This is a genomic window from Enterobacter sp. SGAir0187 (assembly GCF_002952735.2).
In the GTDB taxonomy this organism is placed as follows: domain Bacteria; phylum Pseudomonadota; class Gammaproteobacteria; order Enterobacterales; family Enterobacteriaceae; genus Enterobacter; species Enterobacter quasiroggenkampii.
The window spans coordinates 2773686-2791106 of sequence record NZ_CP025034.2; the positions used below are offsets into that span (position 1 = coordinate 2773686).

A 17421-nucleotide genomic window follows, 5' to 3' on the forward strand; every position below is an offset into this window, starting at 1 on the left:
ATAAGATAATTCGCACAGTAAAAACATTAATAGCTTGAATAATAAACAAATGGAACTGTAAGAGGTTTGCTTTATAACTTCAGGCTCAGCGCCTTGATGGTTATACTTCCTTGACTAACATTTGTTGAGAACATCCATTGTGAACCTACTTGATACGTTTACTGAACTAACCAGTATTTTCTTGTTTACCACCTGCTTTTTGTTTCTGGCACGTAAGGTGGCGAAATATCTGGGGTTAGTGGATAAACCCAACTTCCGTAAGCGTCATCAAGGCATGATCCCTCTGGTCGGTGGCATCTCTGTTTTTGCGGGGATCTGCTTCACTTTTGCTATCGCGGATTACTATATCCCGCATGCCAGGCTGTATCTGACCTGCGCGACCGTGCTTGTCGTGGTTGGTGCCCTCGACGACCGTTATGATATTAGCGTGAAAATTCGCGCCTTCGTTCAGGCTGCTGTGGCTATCGCTATGATGGTGTTCGCTAAGCTGCATTTGAGTAGCCTGGGCTATATTTTTGGCTCCTGGGAGATGGAACTCGGTCCGTTCGGTTATTTCCTGACGCTTTTTGCCGTGTGGGTGGCGATTAACGCATTCAACATGGTTGACGGTATTGATGGTTTGCTGGGAGGCCTGTCCTGCGTCTCATTTGCCGCAATTGGTTTCATTTTATGGTTCGATGGGCAATATAGCCTTGCTATGTGGTGTTTTGCCATGATTGCGGCCATTCTGCCTTATATCCTGTTAAATCTCGGCGCATTGGGCCGGCGCTATAAAGTTTTCATGGGTGATGCGGGTAGCACGCTTATCGGCTTTACTATCATTTGGATCTTGCTGGAAACCACTCAGGGTGATGTACACCCCATTAGCCCGGTAACGGCATTATGGATTATCGCTATCCCGTTAATGGATATGGTTGCGATCATGTATCGCCGCCTGCGTAAAGGGATGAGTCCTTTCTCTGCTGACCGTCAGCACATTCATCATTTGATCATGCGAGCAGGATTCACTTCCCGGCAGGCATTTGTGCTTATTACGCTTGCGGCTGCTATTCTGGCGGGGATTGGCGTAACGGCAGAATATACACATTTTGTGCCTGAATGGGCTATGTTGGTATTGTTCTTGCTAGCTTTTTCTCTCTACGGCTACTGCATCAAGCGCGCATGGAAGGTAGCACGCTTCATTAAACGTATTAAACGCAGGATGCGTCGTAACAGTGGCAAACATACAACATTAACTAAGTAAAACCGGGACTATGATGACTCAACCGTTGGCGGGAGCGAAATCAGTGTTAACAGAGAATGAGCTGGATATTCGGGGTTTGTTTCGTGTGTTATGGACAGGCAAACTTTGGATTGCGGGGATCGCGCTGGGATTTGCACTGTTAGCGCTGGCCTATACATTCTTTGCAAAACAAGAGTGGAGCGCCACGGCAATCACGGACAAACCAACGGTTAACATGCTCGGGGGATACTATTCCCAGCAGCAATTCCTGCGAAATCTGGATATCAAAGCCAGTCTTGCAACGCCAGACCAGGCCTCCGTTATGGATGAAGCCTATAAAGAGTTTGTGATGCAACTGGCTTCGTGGGATACCCGCCGCGACTTCTGGTCCCAGACGGATTACTACAAGCAGCGTCGGGTTGATAACACCAAAGCCGATGCCGCCCTGCTGGACGATCTGATTAACAATATCCAGTTTATGCCGGGCGACGCGCTGCGTAACGTGAATGACAGCGTCAAGCTAATTGCAGAAACCGCGCCGGATGCTAACAACCTGTTGCGCCAGTATGTCGCGTTTGCCAGCCAGCGTGCTGCAAGCCATCTTAACGAAGAGCTTAAAGGTGCCTGGGCGGCTCGTACCATCCAGATGAAAGCACAGGTGAAACGTCAGGAAGAGGTGGCGAATACCATTTTCGGTCGCCGCGTGCATAACATTGAGCAGGCGCTGAAAATTGCGGAGCAGCACAATATTTCCCGTACTGAGACGGACGTGCCGGCCGATGAGCTGCCTGATTCAGAGATGTTCCTTCTTGGCCGCCCGATGCTGCAGGCGCGCCTGGAAAACCTGAAGGCCGTTGGGCCTGATTTTGACCTCGATTACGATCAAAATCGCGCGATGCTTAATACGCTTAATGTTGGCCCATCCCTGGATCCGCGTTTTCAGACCTATCGTTATTTGCGAACGCCTGAAGAACCTGTAAAACGCGACAGTCCGCGCCGCGCATTCCTGATGATCATGTGGGGGATTGTGGGCGCACTCGTTGGTGCTGGCGTGGCGTTAACGCGTCGTCGTACAAACTAAGAATGCCTTTTACGATGAAGGCTGCGGCCTTCATCGCCTAATCGAAGAGAATCGATGTGAAAGTACTAACCGTATTTGGCACCAGGCCGGAGGCCATTAAGATGGCACCTCTGGTTCATGCGCTGGCCTGCGATCCTGATATTGAAGCGAAAGTGTGCGTCACGGCCCAGCACCGGGAGATGCTCGATCAGGTTTTAACCCTCTTCTCCATCGTCCCGGATTACGACCTCAATATTATGAAACCGGGGCAAGGGTTAACGGAGATAACCTGTCGCATTCTGCAAGAACTTAAGCCGATCCTGGAGTCATTTAAGCCTGACGTGGTGCTGGTACACGGTGATACCACCACTACCGTGGCGACAAGTCTGGCCGCGTTCTACCAGCGAATTCCTGTTGGACATGTTGAGGCGGGGCTGCGTACCGGCAATCTTTATTCGCCGTGGCCGGAAGAGGCCAACCGCACGTTAACGGGCCATCTGGCGATGTACCACTTTGCGCCAACGGAAAACTCTCGTCAGAACCTGCTGCGTGAAAATATCGCCGATAATAAAATCTTTGTAACCGGCAATACGGTCATTGACGCGTTAATTTGGGTACGTGACCGCGTCCTGGCAAACAGCGATCTTCAGAAAGCGCTCGCAGCCCGCTATCCGTTCCTTCACAACGGCAAAAAAACCATTCTGGTCACTGGTCATCGACGCGAAAGCTTTGGCCGGGGTTTTGAGCAAATCTGTCACGCGCTGGCTGAAATCGCCGCGCAGAACGACGATGTGCAAATTGTCTATCCAGTACACCTTAACCCTAACGTCAGCGAGCCGGTCAATCGTATTCTGGGCCACGTCGAAAACGTTCTGCTGATCGAACCTCAGGACTACCTGCCGTTTGTCTGGCTGATGAATCATGCCTGGCTGATCCTTACCGATTCCGGCGGCATCCAGGAGGAAGCACCTTCCCTTGGCAAACCGGTGCTGGTTATGCGTGAAACGACCGAACGTCCGGAAGCCGTCAAAGCCGGTACGGTGCGTCTGGTCGGCACCAACGCACAGCTCATCGTCGAAGAGGTCACGCGCCTGCTGCATGACGATGAAGCGTATCAGGCAATGAGCCGGGCCCATAATCCGTATGGCGACGGGCAGGCTTGTGGTCGTATTTTGCATGCACTTAAACACAATCGGGTATCGCTATGAGTTTTACTACCATCTCTGTCATTGGTCTTGGCTACATTGGCTTGCCCACCGCGGCGGCGTTTGCCTCTCGTCAAAAACAGGTTGTCGGTGTGGATATCAACGCCCGCGCGGTGGAAACCATTAACCGTGGCGAAATTCATATTGTCGAGCCCGATCTTGACCGCGTGGTGAAAGAGGCTGTGGACGGAGGCTTCCTGCGTGCCAGCACGACCCCTGTGGAAGCGGATGCCTACCTGATTGCCGTTCCAACGCCCTTTAAAGGCGACCATGAGCCCGACATGGTCTACGTCGAGGCGGCGGCAAAATCCATCGCACCTGTGCTGAAGAAAGGGGCGCTGGTGATCCTGGAATCGACCTCTCCGGTTGGTGCTACCGAGCAGATGGCGCAGTGGCTGGCCGACGCGCGCCCTGATTTACGTTTCCCGCAGCAAGTGGGGGAGCAGGCGGATATCAACATCGCCTACTGCCCGGAGCGCGTACTCCCGGGCCAGGTCATGGTCGAACTGATTAAAAACGACCGCGTCATTGGCGGTATGACGCCCGTCTGTTCCGAACGCGCCAGCGCGCTGTACAAGATTTTCCTGGAAGGCGAATGCGTGGTGACCAACTCCCGCACCGCCGAGATGTGCAAGCTGACGGAAAATAGCTTCCGCGACGTCAATATCGCTTTTGCGAACGAACTGTCGCTGATCTGCGCCGATCAGGGGATTAACGTCTGGGAGCTGATTAGCCTGGCGAATCGCCATCCGCGTGTAAATATTCTCCAGCCAGGCCCGGGCGTGGGCGGACACTGTATCGCCGTCGATCCGTGGTTTATTGTGGCGCAGAACCCAGCGCAGGCGCGCCTGATTCGCACCGCGCGTGAAGTCAACGACAGCAAACCTCACTGGGTGCTCAATCAGGTTAAAGCGACGGTAGCGGATTGTCTGGCAGAGAGCGGCAAGCGCGCCAGCGAGCTGAAAATTGCCTGCTTTGGTCTGGCATTTAAACCGAATATTGACGACCTGCGTGAAAGCCCGGCGATGGAAATTGCCGAGATGATTGCCGAATGGCACAAGGGTGAAACGCTGGTGGTTGAGCCGAATATCCATGAATTACCGGCAAAACTGGCGGGACACTGCACGCTGACGGCGCTGGACGACGCGCTGGCGACGGCGGACGTGCTGGTGCTGCTGGTGGATCATAAAGCGTTTAAAGCGACGCCTGGTGATGCAGTGCGTCAGCAGTATGTGGTTGATACCAAAGGCGTCTGGCGTTGAGCAACCTGAACGGGGTACTCGAGCCCCTGCAGTGGGAGAGTGCCTTTTTCGGCCTGCCATCGGCCATCGTGCGTCTGCGCGATGACGCGCCGGTACTGGCTGAACCGGATTTTACCGCCTGGCAACGGGTGCAGGCGAAGATTCCGGCGGAGCGCGTCGATCTGCTTGACGCGCTCCAGCAGCACGGCTTTCAGCTGGTTGAAGGTGAGGTCGATCTTTCCATTACCCTCACCCGGCACGATGCGTCCGGCGCGGAAATGGCAACCGAGCAGGATATTCCCGTGCTGCGTCAGATGGCGGCTCAGGCGTTTGCGCAGAGTCGCTTTCGTGCGCCCTGGTATGCACCTGACGATAGCGGGCGTTTCTATGCCCAGTGGATAGAGAATGCCGTCAAAGGCACCTTTGACCACGTCTGCCTGGTTTTCCGTGCAGGGGACGGTCAACTCCAGGGGTTCGTTTCGCTTCGCAAGCTCAACGCGCGCGAGGCGCGTATTGGCTTATTAGCCGGGCGCGGCATGGGTGAGAAACTCATGCAGGCGGCGCTGCACTGGGCGCAGGAGCAACAGCTTGTGACGCTGCGGGTCGCGACCCAACTGGGCAACACCGCCGCGCTTAAACGTTATATTGCGAGTGGTGCCAACATCGACGCCACCGCCTACTGGTTATACAGGTGACAAGATGATTCCATTTAACGCACCACCCGTCGTCGGAACTGAACTCGACTATATGCAGTCTGCCATGGGCAGCGGCAAACTCTGCGGTGACGGCGGTTTTACCCGTCGCTGTCAGCAGTGGATGGAACAGCGTTTTCGCAGCGCCAAAGTGCTGCTGACCCCGTCCTGTACGGCATCGCTGGAAATGGCCGCGCTGCTGCTGGATATCCAGCCCGGTGATGAAGTGATCATGCCGAGCTACACCTTCGTTTCCACCGCGAACGCGTTTGTCCTGCGCGGGGCGAAAATCGTCTTTGTGGATATCCGCCCGGATACCATGAACATTGATGAGACGCTGATTGAAGCGGCGATCACCGACAAAACGCGCGCGATCGTGCCGGTTCACTACGCGGGCGTGGCCTGTGAAATGGACACCATCATGGCCATCGCCAAAAAACATGATCTGTTTGTGGTGGAAGATGCCGCGCAGGGCGTGATGTCTACCTACAAGGGGCGCGCGCTGGGCACCATCGGCCACATCGGCTGCTTTAGCTTCCACGAAACCAAAAACTACACGGCAGGCGGAGAAGGTGGCGCGACGCTGATTAACGACCGGGCGCTCGTGGAGCGTGCGGAAGTGATCCGCGAAAAAGGCACCAACCGCAGCCAGTTCTTCCGCGGCCAGGTGGACAAATATACCTGGCGCGATATTGGTTCAAGCTATCTGATGGCGGATCTGCAGGCCGCGTACCTGTGGGCGCAACTGGAAGCCGCGGATCGCATCAACCTGCAGCGTCTCTCCCTGTGGCAAACCTATTACGATGCCCTTGAGCCTCTGGCCAAAGCCGGGCGTATTGAGCTGCCAACCATTCCGGCAGATTGCGTCCACAACGCGCACATGTTCTACATCAAGCTGCGCGATAACGACGACCGCAGCCAGCTCATTGCCTGGTTGAAAGAAGCCGAAATTATGGCGGTGTTCCACTATATTCCGCTGCACTCCAGCCCGGCGGGCGAAGCGTTTGGAACCTTCGCGGGTGAAGACCGTTACACCACCAAAGAAAGTGAGCGGTTGCTTCGTCTGCCTCTTTTCTACAACCTCGCGCCAGTTAACCAGCGTACGGTGATTAATACCCTCCTGAGTTATTTCGGCTGATATGTCTCTGGCAAAAGCATCGGTGTGGACCGCCGCGTCCACGCTTGTAAAAATTGGCGCCGGGCTGCTGGTCGTCAAGCTGCTGGCGGTCTCATTTGGCCCCTCTGGCGTGGGGCTGGCGGGTAATTTCCGCCAGCTTATTACCGTCCTTGGGGTGCTGGCCGGTGCCGGTATTTTTAACGGCGTGACCAAATACGTTGCGCAGTACCATGATGATGCGGCTCAGCTTCGCAGGGTCGTGGGCACCTCCTCAGCGATGGTCACGGGTTTTTCGACCCTAATGGCGATTATCTTTCTGCTGGCGGCGGCGCCCATCAGCCAGGGATTATTCGGCCACACCCACTATCAGGGGCTGGTGCGTCTGGTCGCATTGGTGCAGATGGGGATTGCCTGGGCTAACCTGCTGCTGGCGCTGATGAAAGGGTTTCGTGATGCTGCCGGGAACGCGCTTGCCTTAATCCTGGGCAGCGTTATCGGCGTGATTGCCTATTATTTCTGCTATCGCCTGGGTGGCTATGAAGGCGCACTGCTGGGGCTGGCGCTGGTCCCGGCGCTGGTTGTTGTGCCTGCGGCGCTTATGCTGATGCGTCGGGGCGTCATCCCGCTGAGCTACCTGAAACCGCAATGGGATAAAGTGCTTGCCAGTCAGTTGGGTAAATTTACCCTGATGGCGCTCATCACCTCCGTCACGCTGCCGGTGGCCTACGTGATGATGCGAAACCTGCTGGCAGCGCATTATAGCTGGGATGAAGTCGGGATCTGGCAGGGCGTAAGCAGCATTTCCGACGCCTACCTCCAGTTTATTACGGCTTCCTTTAGCGTTTATTTGCTGCCAACATTATCGCGTCTGACGTCCAGGCAGGATATTACCCGCGAGATTTTCCGATCGCTTCGCTTTGTGTTGCCAGCCGTCGCGGCGGCCAGCTTTACCGTCTGGTTATTGCGCGATGTCGCCATCTGGCTGCTGTTTTCGGCGAAGTTCATCGCCATGCGCGATCTGTTTGCCTGGCAGCTGGTGGGTGATGTGCTGAAAGTGGGTGCTTACGTTTTCGGCTATCTGGTGATAGCAAAAGCCTCCCTGCGGCTGTATATCCTGGCGGAAATTAGCCAGTTTGCATTACTGACCTCGTTCTCGCACTGGCTGATACCCGCGCACGGCGCGCTGGGGGCGGCTCAGGCCTACATGGCAACCTATATCGTTTATTTCGCCGCCTGTTGCGGCGTATTTTTATTGTGGCGTAAACGCGCATGACTGCACTGATTCACATCCTGGGATCGGATATCCCACACCATAACCAGACCGTTTTGCGGTTCTTCAACGACGAGCTGGCATCGGGTAATCCCGATGCGCGTGAGTTTATGGTTGCAGGTCAGGATAAGGGCCTGAGCGCAGCATTTCCGGCGCTGACGATTCGCTTCTGGCCGGATAAAGCTACCCTGGCGAAGGCGGTTATTGCCAAAGCCAAAGCGGATCGTAAGCAACGTTTCTTTTTCCACGGACAGTTCAATACCGGCCTGTGGCTGGCGCTTCTCAGCGGGGGGATTAAACCCTCCCAGTGCAGCTGGCATATCTGGGGAGCCGATCTCTATGAAGTCTCCCGCGGCTGGAAATTCCGTCTTTTCTATCCGCTGCGCCGCATGGCGCAGGGGCGCGTGGGCTGTGTGTTTGCCACCCGCGGCGATCTCAACTATTTTGCTAAACAGCACCCGAACGTGCGCGGAGAACTCCTCTATTTCCCCACCCGCATGGATCCGGCGCTGAACGCCATGGCGAATGATACGGTGCGTGAAGGCAAGCTGACGATCCTGGTGGGGAATTCCGGCGATCGCAGTAACGAACACGTTGCAGCGCTCAGGGCGGTGCATCAGCAGTTTGGCAACACGGTGAACGTGGTGGTGCCGATGGGCTATCCTGCCAACAACGACGCCTATATTGCTGAGGTTCGCCAACAGGGACTTGCGCTGTTTAGCGCAGAAAATCTGCACATCCTCAGCGATAAGCTCGAATTTGATGAATATCTTGCGCTGCTGAGAAAATGCGATCTCGGTTATTTCATTTTTGCCCGACAACAGGGAATTGGCACGCTGTGTCTGCTGATTCAGGCGGGGGTACCGTGCGTGCTCAACCGCGACAACCCGTTCTGGCAGGACATGGCCGAACAGAATATTCCGGTGCTGTTTACCTCAGACACCCTGAACGTCGAGGTGGTACGTGAAGCTCAGCGCCAGCTCACGCTGGTGGATAAAAACAGCATCGATTTTTTCAGCCCGAATTATCTCACGCCGTGGCACCGCGCGCTGCGTATCGCTTCAGGAGACAAAGCATGAGTCAGTTGCAATTCAGCGGCTTACTGGTTGTCTGGCTTCTGAGCGCCCTGTTTATCGCCACGCTCACCTGGTTTGAATTCCGCCGCGTGCGCTTCAACTTTAACGTCTTCTTCTCGTTACTGTTCCTGCTGACGTTCTTTTTCGGCTTCCCGCTCACCAGCATTCTGGTGTTTCGTTTTGACGTGAGCGTCGCGCCGCCGGATATTCTGCTCCAGGCGCTTCTGGCGGCGACCTGCTTCTATGCGGTCTACTACGTCACCTATAAAACGCGTCTGCGTTCAGCGCAGACAGCTGCCCCGCGTCGGGCGCTCTTTACCATGAATCGGGTGGAAACCCACCTGACATGGGTGATGCTGATGACCATCGCCCTGGTCAGCGTCGGCACCTTCTTCATGCATAACGGCTTCCTGCTGTTTAAACTCCACTCCTACAGCCAGATTTTTTCGGCCGAAGTCTCGGGCGTGGCGCTTAAGCGTTTCTTCTACTTCTTCATTCCGGCAATGCTGGTGATCTTCTTCCTGCGCCAGGACAGCAAAGCGTGGCTGTTCTTCCTGGTCAGTACCGTCGCGTTTGGCATCCTGACCTACATGATTGTGGGCGGCACGCGCGCGAACATTATCATCGCCTTCGCCATCTTCCTGTTTATCGGCATCATCCGCGGCTGGATCTCGCTGTGGATGCTGGTTGCAGCAGGCGTGTTTGGCATCGTGGGGATGTTCTGGCTGGCGCTGAAGCGCTACGGGATGAACGTGGCGGGTGATGAGGCGTTTTACACGTTCCTCTATCTGACGCGCGATACGTTCTCGCCGTGGGAAAACCTGGCGTTACTGCTGCAAAACTACGACAAGATTGATTTCCAGGGGCTGGCGCCGATTGTTCGCGATTTCTACGTCTTTATCCCTTCCTGGCTATGGCCGGACCGGCCCGGTGTGGTGCTTAACACGGCGAATTACTTTACCTGGGAAGTGCTGAACAATCATTCAGGCCTGGCAATCTCCCCAACGCTGATCGGTTCCCTGGTGGTGATGGGGGGGGCGTGGTTCATTTTGCCCGGTGCGGTTGCCGTGGGGCTGATTATCAAGTGGTTCGACTGGCTTTACCTGCGCGGCAATGAAGAGACCAACCGCTATAAAGCCGCCATTTTGCACAGTTTCTGCTTTGGTGCCATTTTCAATATGATCGTGCTGGCGCGCGAAGGGCTGGATTCGTTCGTGTCGCGCGTAGTGTTCTTCATGGTTGTTTTCGGCCTCTGCCTGTTACTGGCCAAACTGCTGTACTGGCTGTTTGACAGCGCAGGGCTTGTGCACAAGCGCGAGCGGCAGGGCAGCACAACGCTGTCGCAAGTCTGAGTAAGGATAGTAATGACTGATAAAATTTCTGCACCGCGCTATGCGCTACGTGGCCTGCAGCTTATTGGCTGGCGCGACATGCAGCACGCGCTGGACTTTCTGTTCGCCGACGGCCAGATGAAATCCGGTACGCTGGTGGCCATCAACGCTGAAAAAATGCTGGCGGTTCAGGACAATGCGGAAGTCAAAAGCCTGATTGAAGCGGCTGAATTTAAATACGCGGACGGGATCAGCGTGGTCCGCTCTATCCGTAAAAAGTATCCTGACGCTAATGTTTCCCGCGTGGCGGGTGCCGATCTCTGGGAGCAGCTTATGGCCCGCGCCGGTGCGCAGGGCACGCCCGTGTTCCTGATTGGCGGGAAGCCAGAGATACTGGCCCAGACGGAGGAGAAACTGCGTCGTCAATGGAATGTTAATATCGTCGGCAGCCAGGACGGTTACTTTAAACCGGAAGATCGGCAGGCGCTGTTTGAGCGCGTTCGTGACAGCGGGGCGAAGATTGTCACCGTGGCGATGGGGTCCCCGCGCCAGGAGATCCTGATGCGCGACTGCCGTCTGGTCTGTCCGGATGCCCTCTACATGGGCGTCGGCGGCACGTACGACGTCTTTACCTGCCACGTTAAGCGTGCGCCCAGGGTCTGGCAAAATCTGGGGCTGGAGTGGCTGTACCGCCTGCTATCGCAACCGACGCGCATTAAACGACAGATCCGTCTGCTTCGCTACCTCGCCTGGCATTACACCGGGAAAATGTAATCAAAATGTAGCGCGATATGCTGTTCGCGCTGCAACTCGCCTGCAAAACTGCTGACAATCTGTGCAATGCATTTATTTTTTTAATGCATCGTTTGCCATTTGGCCGATTTTAAGAAACCATTCGCTCCGTATTTTAGTACCCCTAAAAAACAATACCCGGTCTTAAGCCGGGAAACAGCAAACACAATCGAGGATCTATGGCAGAGAAAAAACCGGAGCTACAGCGTGGGCTGGAAGCTCGTCATATTGAACTGATAGCGCTGGGCGGCACTATCGGCGTGGGCCTGTTTATGGGCTCCGCAAGCACGCTCAAGTGGGCAGGCCCTTCCGTATTACTGGCGTATATCATCGCCGGGCTGTTTGTTTTCTTCATCATGCGTTCCATGGGCGAAATGCTCTTTCTGGAGCCGGTGACCGGTTCCTTCGCCGTTTACGCACACCGTTATATGAGCCCGTTCTTCGGCTACCTGACGGCCTGGTCATACTGGTTTATGTGGATGGCGGTGGGCATCTCTGAAATCACCGCCATAGGGGTTTACGTCCAGTTCTGGTTCCCGGACATGGTCCAGTGGATACCGGCACTCATTGCTGTGGGGCTGGTGGCGCTGGCAAACCTGGCCGCCGTGCGCCTTTACGGTGAAATTGAGTTCTGGTTCGCGATGATCAAAGTCACCACGATTATCGTGATGATTGTCGTCGGCCTGGGTGTGATTTTCTTCGGCTTTGGCAACGGTGGACATGCTATCGGCTTTGGCAACTTAACCGAAAACGGCGGCTTCTTTGCCGGCGGCTGGAAGGGCTTCCTGACGGCGCTGTGTATCGTTGTGGCCTCGTATCAGGGCGTGGAGCTGATCGGCATTACCGCTGGTGAAGCGAAAAACCCGCAGGTCACGCTGCGTAGCGCGGTAGGCAAAGTGCTGTGGCGCATCCTGATTTTCTATGTGGGTGCAATCTTCGTTATCGTAACCATCTTCCCGTGGAACGAAATAGGCTCGACCGGCAGCCCGTTTGTTTTAACCTTCGCCAAAATTGGTATCACGGCGGCGGCGGGTATCATCAACTTTGTGGTCCTGACGGCAGCGTTGTCAGGTTGTAACAGTGGGATGTACAGCTGCGGACGTATGCTCTATGCGCTCTCGAAGAACAACCAGCTGCCTGCGGCGATGAGTAAAGTCTCACGTGCCGGGGTGCCGGTGGCGGGGGTGGCGGTTTCGATTGCGATCCTGCTGATTGGTTCTTGCCTGAATTACATCATTCCCAATCCGCAGCGCGTGTTCGTTTACGTCTACAGCGCCAGCGTACTGCCGGGCATGGTGCCGTGGTTTGTTATCCTCATCAGCCAGCTGCGCTTCCGTCATGCGCACAAAAAGGCGATTGAAAGCCATCCGTTCCGCTCAATTCTGTTCCCGTATGCGAACTATTTGACGATGGCGTTCCTGATTTGCGTATTAATCGGGATGTACTTTAATGAAGATACCCGCATGTCGCTGTTTGTCGGGATGATCTTCCTGGCCGCTGTAACGGCTGCCTATAAGCTTTTTGGTCTCGGTCGCCGTGCCACCACGCAGAAAGTGGAGGAATAAGCGGCAAAATGTGCAAACCATAACCAAACGCGCATTTTTTTCAAAAAAGCACTAGACAGCGGGGACGGAGGTACGTAATATCCAGCCCCGCAACGGCGCTAAGCGCCCGTAGCTCAGCTGGATAGAGCGCTGCCCTCCGGAGGCAGAGGTCTCAGGTTCGAATCCTGTCGGGCGCGCCATTTTAGTCCCGGCGCTAGAGCTGCGGTGGTCTGAGAAGTAGTCAGTACCGCGTGAAAGAATACAGTGGTGGCTATAGCTCAGTTGGTAGAGCCCTGGATTGTGATTCCAGTTGTCGTGGGTTCGAATCCCATTAGCCACCCCATTATTTGAAAGAGTTGTGAATTGCGAAGGTGGCGGAATTGGTAGACGCGCTAGCTTCAGGTGTTAGTGTCCTTTGGATGTGGGGGTTCGAGTCCCCCCCCTCGCACCACGACTTTTTAAATGAATTGAACTAAAAATTCAAAAAGCAGTACATCGGCGAGTAGCGCAGCTTGGTAGCGCAACTGGTTTGGGACCAGTGGGTCGGAGGTTCGAATCCTCTCTCGCCGACCAATTTTGAACCCCGCTTCGGCGGGGTTTTTTGTTATCTGCAATTCTTCATCCCTGTAGTCATTCCCCAACAACGTCCTTTTTCATTGTCGCAATTCAGCGACATGTAACGCATTGAAAGTTAGATGAATAACTATTTATGGGTTTTGCTGTCTCCTTCTGGCGACATATTCCCACCTTTTCCCGCTACGTTGTAGAGCTTAAGACGTTACTTAACAGCATAATTTCCTTTTATCTTAAAATGTTGCGTCATGTAAACTTTTTGGGTGCGAACCTGGCACGTTACGTGCAATAATATGTGTGTAGATGCTCATTCCATCTCTTATGTTCGCCTTCGTGCCTCATAAACTCAGGAATGACGCAGAGCCATTTACGGTGCTTATCGTCCACTGACAGATGTCGCTTCGGCCTCATCAGACACCATGGACATAACGTTGAGTGAAGCACCAAATATGTTGTCTTACAGACCTGTTTTAACGCCTGCTTTTATAGCAGGCGTTTTTTTATGCCTTATTCCCGATACCTGCGCATGATCAGGGCGACCAACAGCAGGGCAACCGACGAGACCGTATAGAGCGCCAGCACTGAGCCAAGCCCAACAGCCACCATCGCTGCAATACCGGTGAAAAGCGAGGCGCTGAGCGTTTGCCAGCGCCAGGCTTTCCCGCTGGCTGAAGCGGTTTGCGTGAGATGAAAGCTACTGAGTACGCCAAACGTCCCAGCCGCGAAGAGAATATTCGAGGCCAGATGCGCGATAAAGATCGCCCCCAGTGCACATGCCATCCATCCGGATAACAACGGTAGCGTTCCATAAGCGGTCAGAAAGATACCGAGACAAACGATGATGCACGGCGTGTGAGCGGCAAAGCGCGTCAGGCTCTCTTTTTTTAGCAGCATGGGGCCGCAAAGTTGTCCCATACTCCTTGCGAAAAGCAGCGGCAGAGCAAGGCCCGCCGCATCCTGAGGATGGATTTGCTGTGCCAGTGCCGGAAGCAGCGCCATGGCCGGTGAGCCGACGGCCGCCAGCGACGGCAGGACGAGCAGACTGCGTTTTTGCCGAACGGTCAACGTCCGCCAGCGTAATGCCACAGGGGCTTCCTCTACCTCGGGGGGCGTGAGTGATGGCGCAGAAAACCGGCGTCCAGCCAGCCATAGCATGAGCAGTGACCCGAGAAAGCTGGCGGCATCAATGGCCAGCAGGGTAAACACGGACGTCTTCTGGAACAGCACCACGCCCAGGCCAGTCCCTAACAATACCTGCGAAGCAAAAATCACATTTTCCAGACAGGTCGCAGCAGGCAGCTCTGCTTCGCTAAGTCCGCGCTTAAAGAGCAACGTCAGCGCGGGCCAGCTCATCCCGCTGAGCAGCGCCTCGGTGGATTGTACGGCGAGTAACGCGGCAACGCTGTGATAACCCACGCCAAGCAGGGGAAAGAGCAGGGCGAGCAGGCCCAGCCCTTCGGTTAGTATCAGCAGGGATATTGGAGAACAGCGTGAGCACAGCTTTTCGCCGATCGTACTGCCGATAAATCCCGGTACCGTCGCAAAAAGAAAAGCAAGGGTGAGCAGAGCGGGCGGAGCTGACCACGCTAACAGCAAGCCGAAGACCACAACCTGGGTTAAGCCATTCCCCAGCGAAGAAAAGATAAAAGCACAGGCAAGCAGGCGCAGCCAGCGGTGGCAGCGCAGCGCTTCAATTAGCGCATATAAAAGCGAATTCATGACGATTTCCTTTCAAAAACGATTTAGTCCACGCTGCAGCAAGTGCGCGTGTGTGAAAAAAAGTTAATGAAAAGACATCGTTACATTGGCGGGTTCGTTTGCAGATGCGGGTGTAAAGAATGTAGCAGGAGAAAGGCGATAAAAAAAGGAGGCCATCTGGCCTCCTGATGAATTACTGCTGCGTACCGTTATTTTGCAGCGTCAGCAACAGCCCATCACGCCGCATGGCGGCTGCCTCTTCCGGCTTATGCTGCTTGTCCAGCGTATCGGCAAGCCATGCGTAGTCAAACGCGTCCGGACGCTGCTTCAGCGCGGCGCGGAAGGCGAGGCTCGCTTCCTGCCATTCGCCGTGCTTCATCAGCGATTGACCGAGCGTGCTCCACAGCAGCGGGCGGTCACCGACGGTTTTAATCTGCTGACGCAGCACTTTTTCGATTTGCTCAGGATTATTGGTTTTCAGGCGCGGGATCACCATCACCAGGCGATCGTCGTACTGGCGCTTCAGACCGTCGAGGAGGATCTCCTGAGCCGTGTCGTGATCGTCACACTCGATGAGATGTTCCGCCATCGCCACCTGCAGAGGAACCTGCTGACGCGTTTTCCGGCTCTGATTCTTCCACCACGTTTTCAGACCGTCGCTGCCCAGGTCAGCGCGTGCCTGATCCATCAGGCCAATCCACGCCAGACGCTGAAGCTCGTCACGATGTTCATCGTCGCCCACCTCGGCCTTCGCCATCGATGGAATGATGTCCAGCAGTGAGCCCCAGGCGCCGGTACGAATATAGGCCTGCTCGGCAAGACGCAGCACTTCCGGATGACGCGGCGCGACTTCCAGCAGACGGTCGATACCGTGGCGAGCCGCGTGATTCTCATTGCGTGCCAGCTGCAGACGAACGCGCGTGATTTCCACCGGAATCGGGTCGCCGTGTGCCAGCTCAGCCGCTCGCTCCAGGTGCTGATTAGCGCGGGCTTCGTCACCGCGCTGCTGCGCTGCTTCGGCCGCCAGCAGATAGTTCACCACCGGCTGTTCGGCGTGGTCGGCGTTTTTCGACATCAGCTTTTCAACCTGCTGATAATCACCCTCTGCGAGCTTAAGCAGCGCCTGCTCGGTCTGTTTACGGGCGCGGCGGCGCTTACGGCCAACGAACCAGCCGCGGGTATGGGCACCGGTACGGAAAATACGGCGCAGGATCCACTCGATCGCAAACAGCACCACCACGCCGAGGATCAGAATGATCGTCAGGCCCGTTACGCTGGTTTCAATGTTGTAGTTATCGGTCTGGATCAGGACGTAACCCTGATGACCCGCAAGCATGGGTCCCAGCACGATCCCGGCGATCAGCAGGATGAAGAGTAAGAGGACTTTTAGCATCATTACTCTCCCTGCGGTGCGCTTTCAGGCGCAGGAGCCGGAGCAGGTGCCGCTCCGCTCGTCTGCTCTGCCGGTACGCCCGGCTGCGCCAGAAGATTTCGTACGCGCGTCTGCATCAATTTCTCCAGAATCGGCTGGCTGGCCAGCTTATCCGGCACGTTCATGGTGATGTTCTGCTGGCTCAGCTTATCAATGTCTTCGAGGAAGGCGGTGGTCGTCGCATCGTCGGTGTTGTAGTAGGCGCGTACCCACGTTGAGACGTTATCCAGCGCCTGTTTGTAGGTCTCTTCCTGATGACGCGGCACGGCCTGAGCAGCGACCAGCAGGCGGGAACGAATGTTCTCGCGCAGATAGATGTCCTGGTTCGGTGCGAGCAGCGGTACGGCAGTTTCGTCGCGACGGCGGACAGTGATAAAGCTGTCCATAAAGTTCTGCCAGCTTTTCTGCAGGTTTATGCGCCATTCGCTCAGGGAGCTGGAAAGCTCGGTACCGTCGGAATCCATCGGGGAGTCGTCGTCGTTATTATCCGCCAGCTGAAGGTTATCAATCTGATTCGACAGCTGATTCACTTTAAGGATAATGCCGTCGTAATCCACCTGCGAGACGGCGGAGAGGCTGGCGATATCTTCGGTAATCGCGCGGCGAGCGGTGATAAGGCTTGGGTCGTTCATGTCCGCCAGGCTTGCATCGGCGCTTTTCAGCAGCGCGGCAGCGGTGGTGACGTCCTGATCGCTCCAGAGCTTACGTCCGGCGAGCTTCACCAGGAAGTCAGCCTGCGAGAGCAGCCAGGTTTTGGCATCGGTGCCGGAAATGGTGGCGACTTTCTGCTGTACTTCACCCAGCTGTTTGGTCAGCTCTTCCTGTTTGCTGTTCGCTTCGGCAAGCGCGGCGGCCTGCTGCTTAATCACGGCTTCCAGCTCGGTTTTCTGCGTTTCCTGCGCTTTTTGCAGGGCAGTGAGCTGATTCACCAGCGCGTCGCTGGTAGACGTCTGGTTAGCGCTCTGTTGCTTCACCAGCCCGTACAGGCCAACCCCCGCTGCCAGCGCAATGGCGATGGCAATCGCGCTCAGCGTGAGGCTTGTTTTGTTGCTGCCGTTTTTCTTCTCAGCGGTTTTCTCAGTCGTCTCTGGCTGTGGCGTCGTCTCCACAGTCTCCCTGGTCTCTTCAACCACGGCGGAGGATTTGTCGTGTTCCGTCATTATGGCTT

Annotated in this window: 14 protein-coding genes and 4 tRNA genes; 15 read left to right on the forward strand and 3 right to left on the reverse strand. The window is 55.4% G+C overall.

What is annotated here, in order from left to right:
- Positions 1–139 precede the first annotated feature (139 nt).
- The 15 genes from wecA to CWR52_RS13375 all read left to right on the forward strand — a co-directional run bounded on the left by wecA (position 140) and on the right by CWR52_RS13375 (position 13123).
- On the forward strand, positions 140–1243 hold the full coding sequence (wecA, locus tag CWR52_RS13305; protein WP_029739567.1) for a UDP-N-acetylglucosamine--undecaprenyl-phosphate N-acetylglucosaminephosphotransferase: 1104 nt from the start codon (positions 140–142) through the stop codon (positions 1241–1243).
- 13 nt (positions 1244–1256) lie between these two features.
- The gene (wzzE, locus tag CWR52_RS13310) at positions 1257–2303 is read left to right on the forward strand and encodes an ECA polysaccharide chain length modulation protein (protein WP_104949883.1); all 1047 of its coding nucleotides are present in this window, start codon (positions 1257–1259) and stop codon (positions 2301–2303) included.
- A gap of 56 nt (positions 2304–2359) precedes the next feature.
- On the forward strand, positions 2360–3490 hold the full coding sequence (gene wecB / locus CWR52_RS13315; protein WP_104949884.1) for a non-hydrolyzing UDP-N-acetylglucosamine 2-epimerase: 1131 nt from the start codon (positions 2360–2362) through the stop codon (positions 3488–3490).
- The gene (gene wecC / locus CWR52_RS13320; protein ID WP_104949885.1) at positions 3487–4749 is read left to right on the forward strand and encodes a UDP-N-acetyl-D-mannosamine dehydrogenase; all 1263 of its coding nucleotides are present in this window, start codon (positions 3487–3489) and stop codon (positions 4747–4749) included. The genes wecB and wecC overlap by 4 nt, the downstream gene beginning before the upstream one ends.
- On the forward strand, positions 4746–5423 hold the full coding sequence (gene rffC, locus CWR52_RS13325; RefSeq protein ID WP_104949886.1) for a dTDP-4-amino-4,6-dideoxy-D-galactose acyltransferase: 678 nt from the start codon (positions 4746–4748) through the stop codon (positions 5421–5423). The genes wecC and rffC overlap by 4 nt, the downstream gene beginning before the upstream one ends.
- 4 nt (positions 5424–5427) lie before the next feature.
- A complete protein-coding gene (gene rffA / locus CWR52_RS13330) occupies positions 5428–6558 on the forward strand; it encodes a dTDP-4-amino-4,6-dideoxygalactose transaminase (protein ID WP_104949887.1) in 1131 nt (376 codons plus the stop codon).
- Position 6559: 1 nt separating this feature from the next.
- Positions 6560–7810 (forward strand): lipid III flippase WzxE, encoded by a 1251-nt coding sequence (gene wzxE / locus CWR52_RS13335; RefSeq protein WP_104949888.1) that lies wholly within the window; start codon positions 6560–6562, stop codon positions 7808–7810.
- A complete protein-coding gene (locus tag CWR52_RS13340) occupies positions 7807–8886 on the forward strand; it encodes a TDP-N-acetylfucosamine:lipid II N-acetylfucosaminyltransferase (RefSeq protein ID WP_104949889.1) in 1080 nt (359 codons plus the stop codon). Before wzxE ends, CWR52_RS13340 begins: the two co-directional genes overlap by 4 nt.
- Positions 8883–10235, forward strand: coding sequence for an ECA oligosaccharide polymerase (wzyE, locus tag CWR52_RS13345; protein WP_104949890.1), 1353 nt, complete (start codon positions 8883–8885; stop codon positions 10233–10235). The genes CWR52_RS13340 and wzyE overlap by 4 nt, the downstream gene beginning before the upstream one ends.
- A gap of 12 nt (positions 10236–10247) precedes the next feature.
- A complete protein-coding gene (gene wecG / locus CWR52_RS13350; protein ID WP_104949891.1) occupies positions 10248–10988 on the forward strand; it encodes a lipopolysaccharide N-acetylmannosaminouronosyltransferase in 741 nt (246 codons plus the stop codon).
- Between the two features lie 197 nt (positions 10989–11185).
- Positions 11186–12571, forward strand: coding sequence for a bifunctional threonine/serine APC transporter ThrP (gene thrP / locus CWR52_RS13355; protein WP_104949892.1), 1386 nt, complete (start codon positions 11186–11188; stop codon positions 12569–12571).
- 102 nt (positions 12572–12673) lie between these two features.
- Positions 12674–12750: transfer RNA gene (locus CWR52_RS13360), tRNA-Arg, on the forward strand.
- Positions 12751–12817: 67 nt separating this feature from the next.
- A tRNA-His gene (locus CWR52_RS13365) sits at positions 12818–12893 on the forward strand.
- A 22-nt stretch (positions 12894–12915) separates the two neighbouring features.
- Positions 12916–13001 (forward strand) — tRNA-Leu (locus CWR52_RS13370).
- A gap of 45 nt (positions 13002–13046) precedes the next feature.
- Positions 13047–13123: transfer RNA gene (locus tag CWR52_RS13375), tRNA-Pro, on the forward strand.
- A gap of 507 nt (positions 13124–13630) precedes the next feature.
- On the opposite strand, the gene CWR52_RS13380 is transcribed toward CWR52_RS13375, so the two are convergent.
- The 3 genes from CWR52_RS13380 to hemX form a co-directional block, all read right to left on the reverse strand.
- Entirely contained in the window at positions 13631–14842 is a 1212-nt protein-coding gene (locus CWR52_RS13380; protein ID WP_104949893.1) for an MFS transporter, read from the reverse strand.
- Positions 14843–15014: 172 nt separating this feature from the next.
- Entirely contained in the window at positions 15015–16214 is a 1200-nt protein-coding gene (gene hemY / locus CWR52_RS13385) for a protoheme IX biogenesis protein HemY (protein WP_008501551.1), read from the reverse strand.
- 2 nt (positions 16215–16216) lie between these two features.
- A complete protein-coding gene (gene hemX / locus CWR52_RS13390) occupies positions 16217–17413 on the reverse strand; it encodes a uroporphyrinogen-III C-methyltransferase (protein ID WP_104949894.1) in 1197 nt (398 codons plus the stop codon).
- Positions 17414–17421 lie beyond the last annotated feature (8 nt).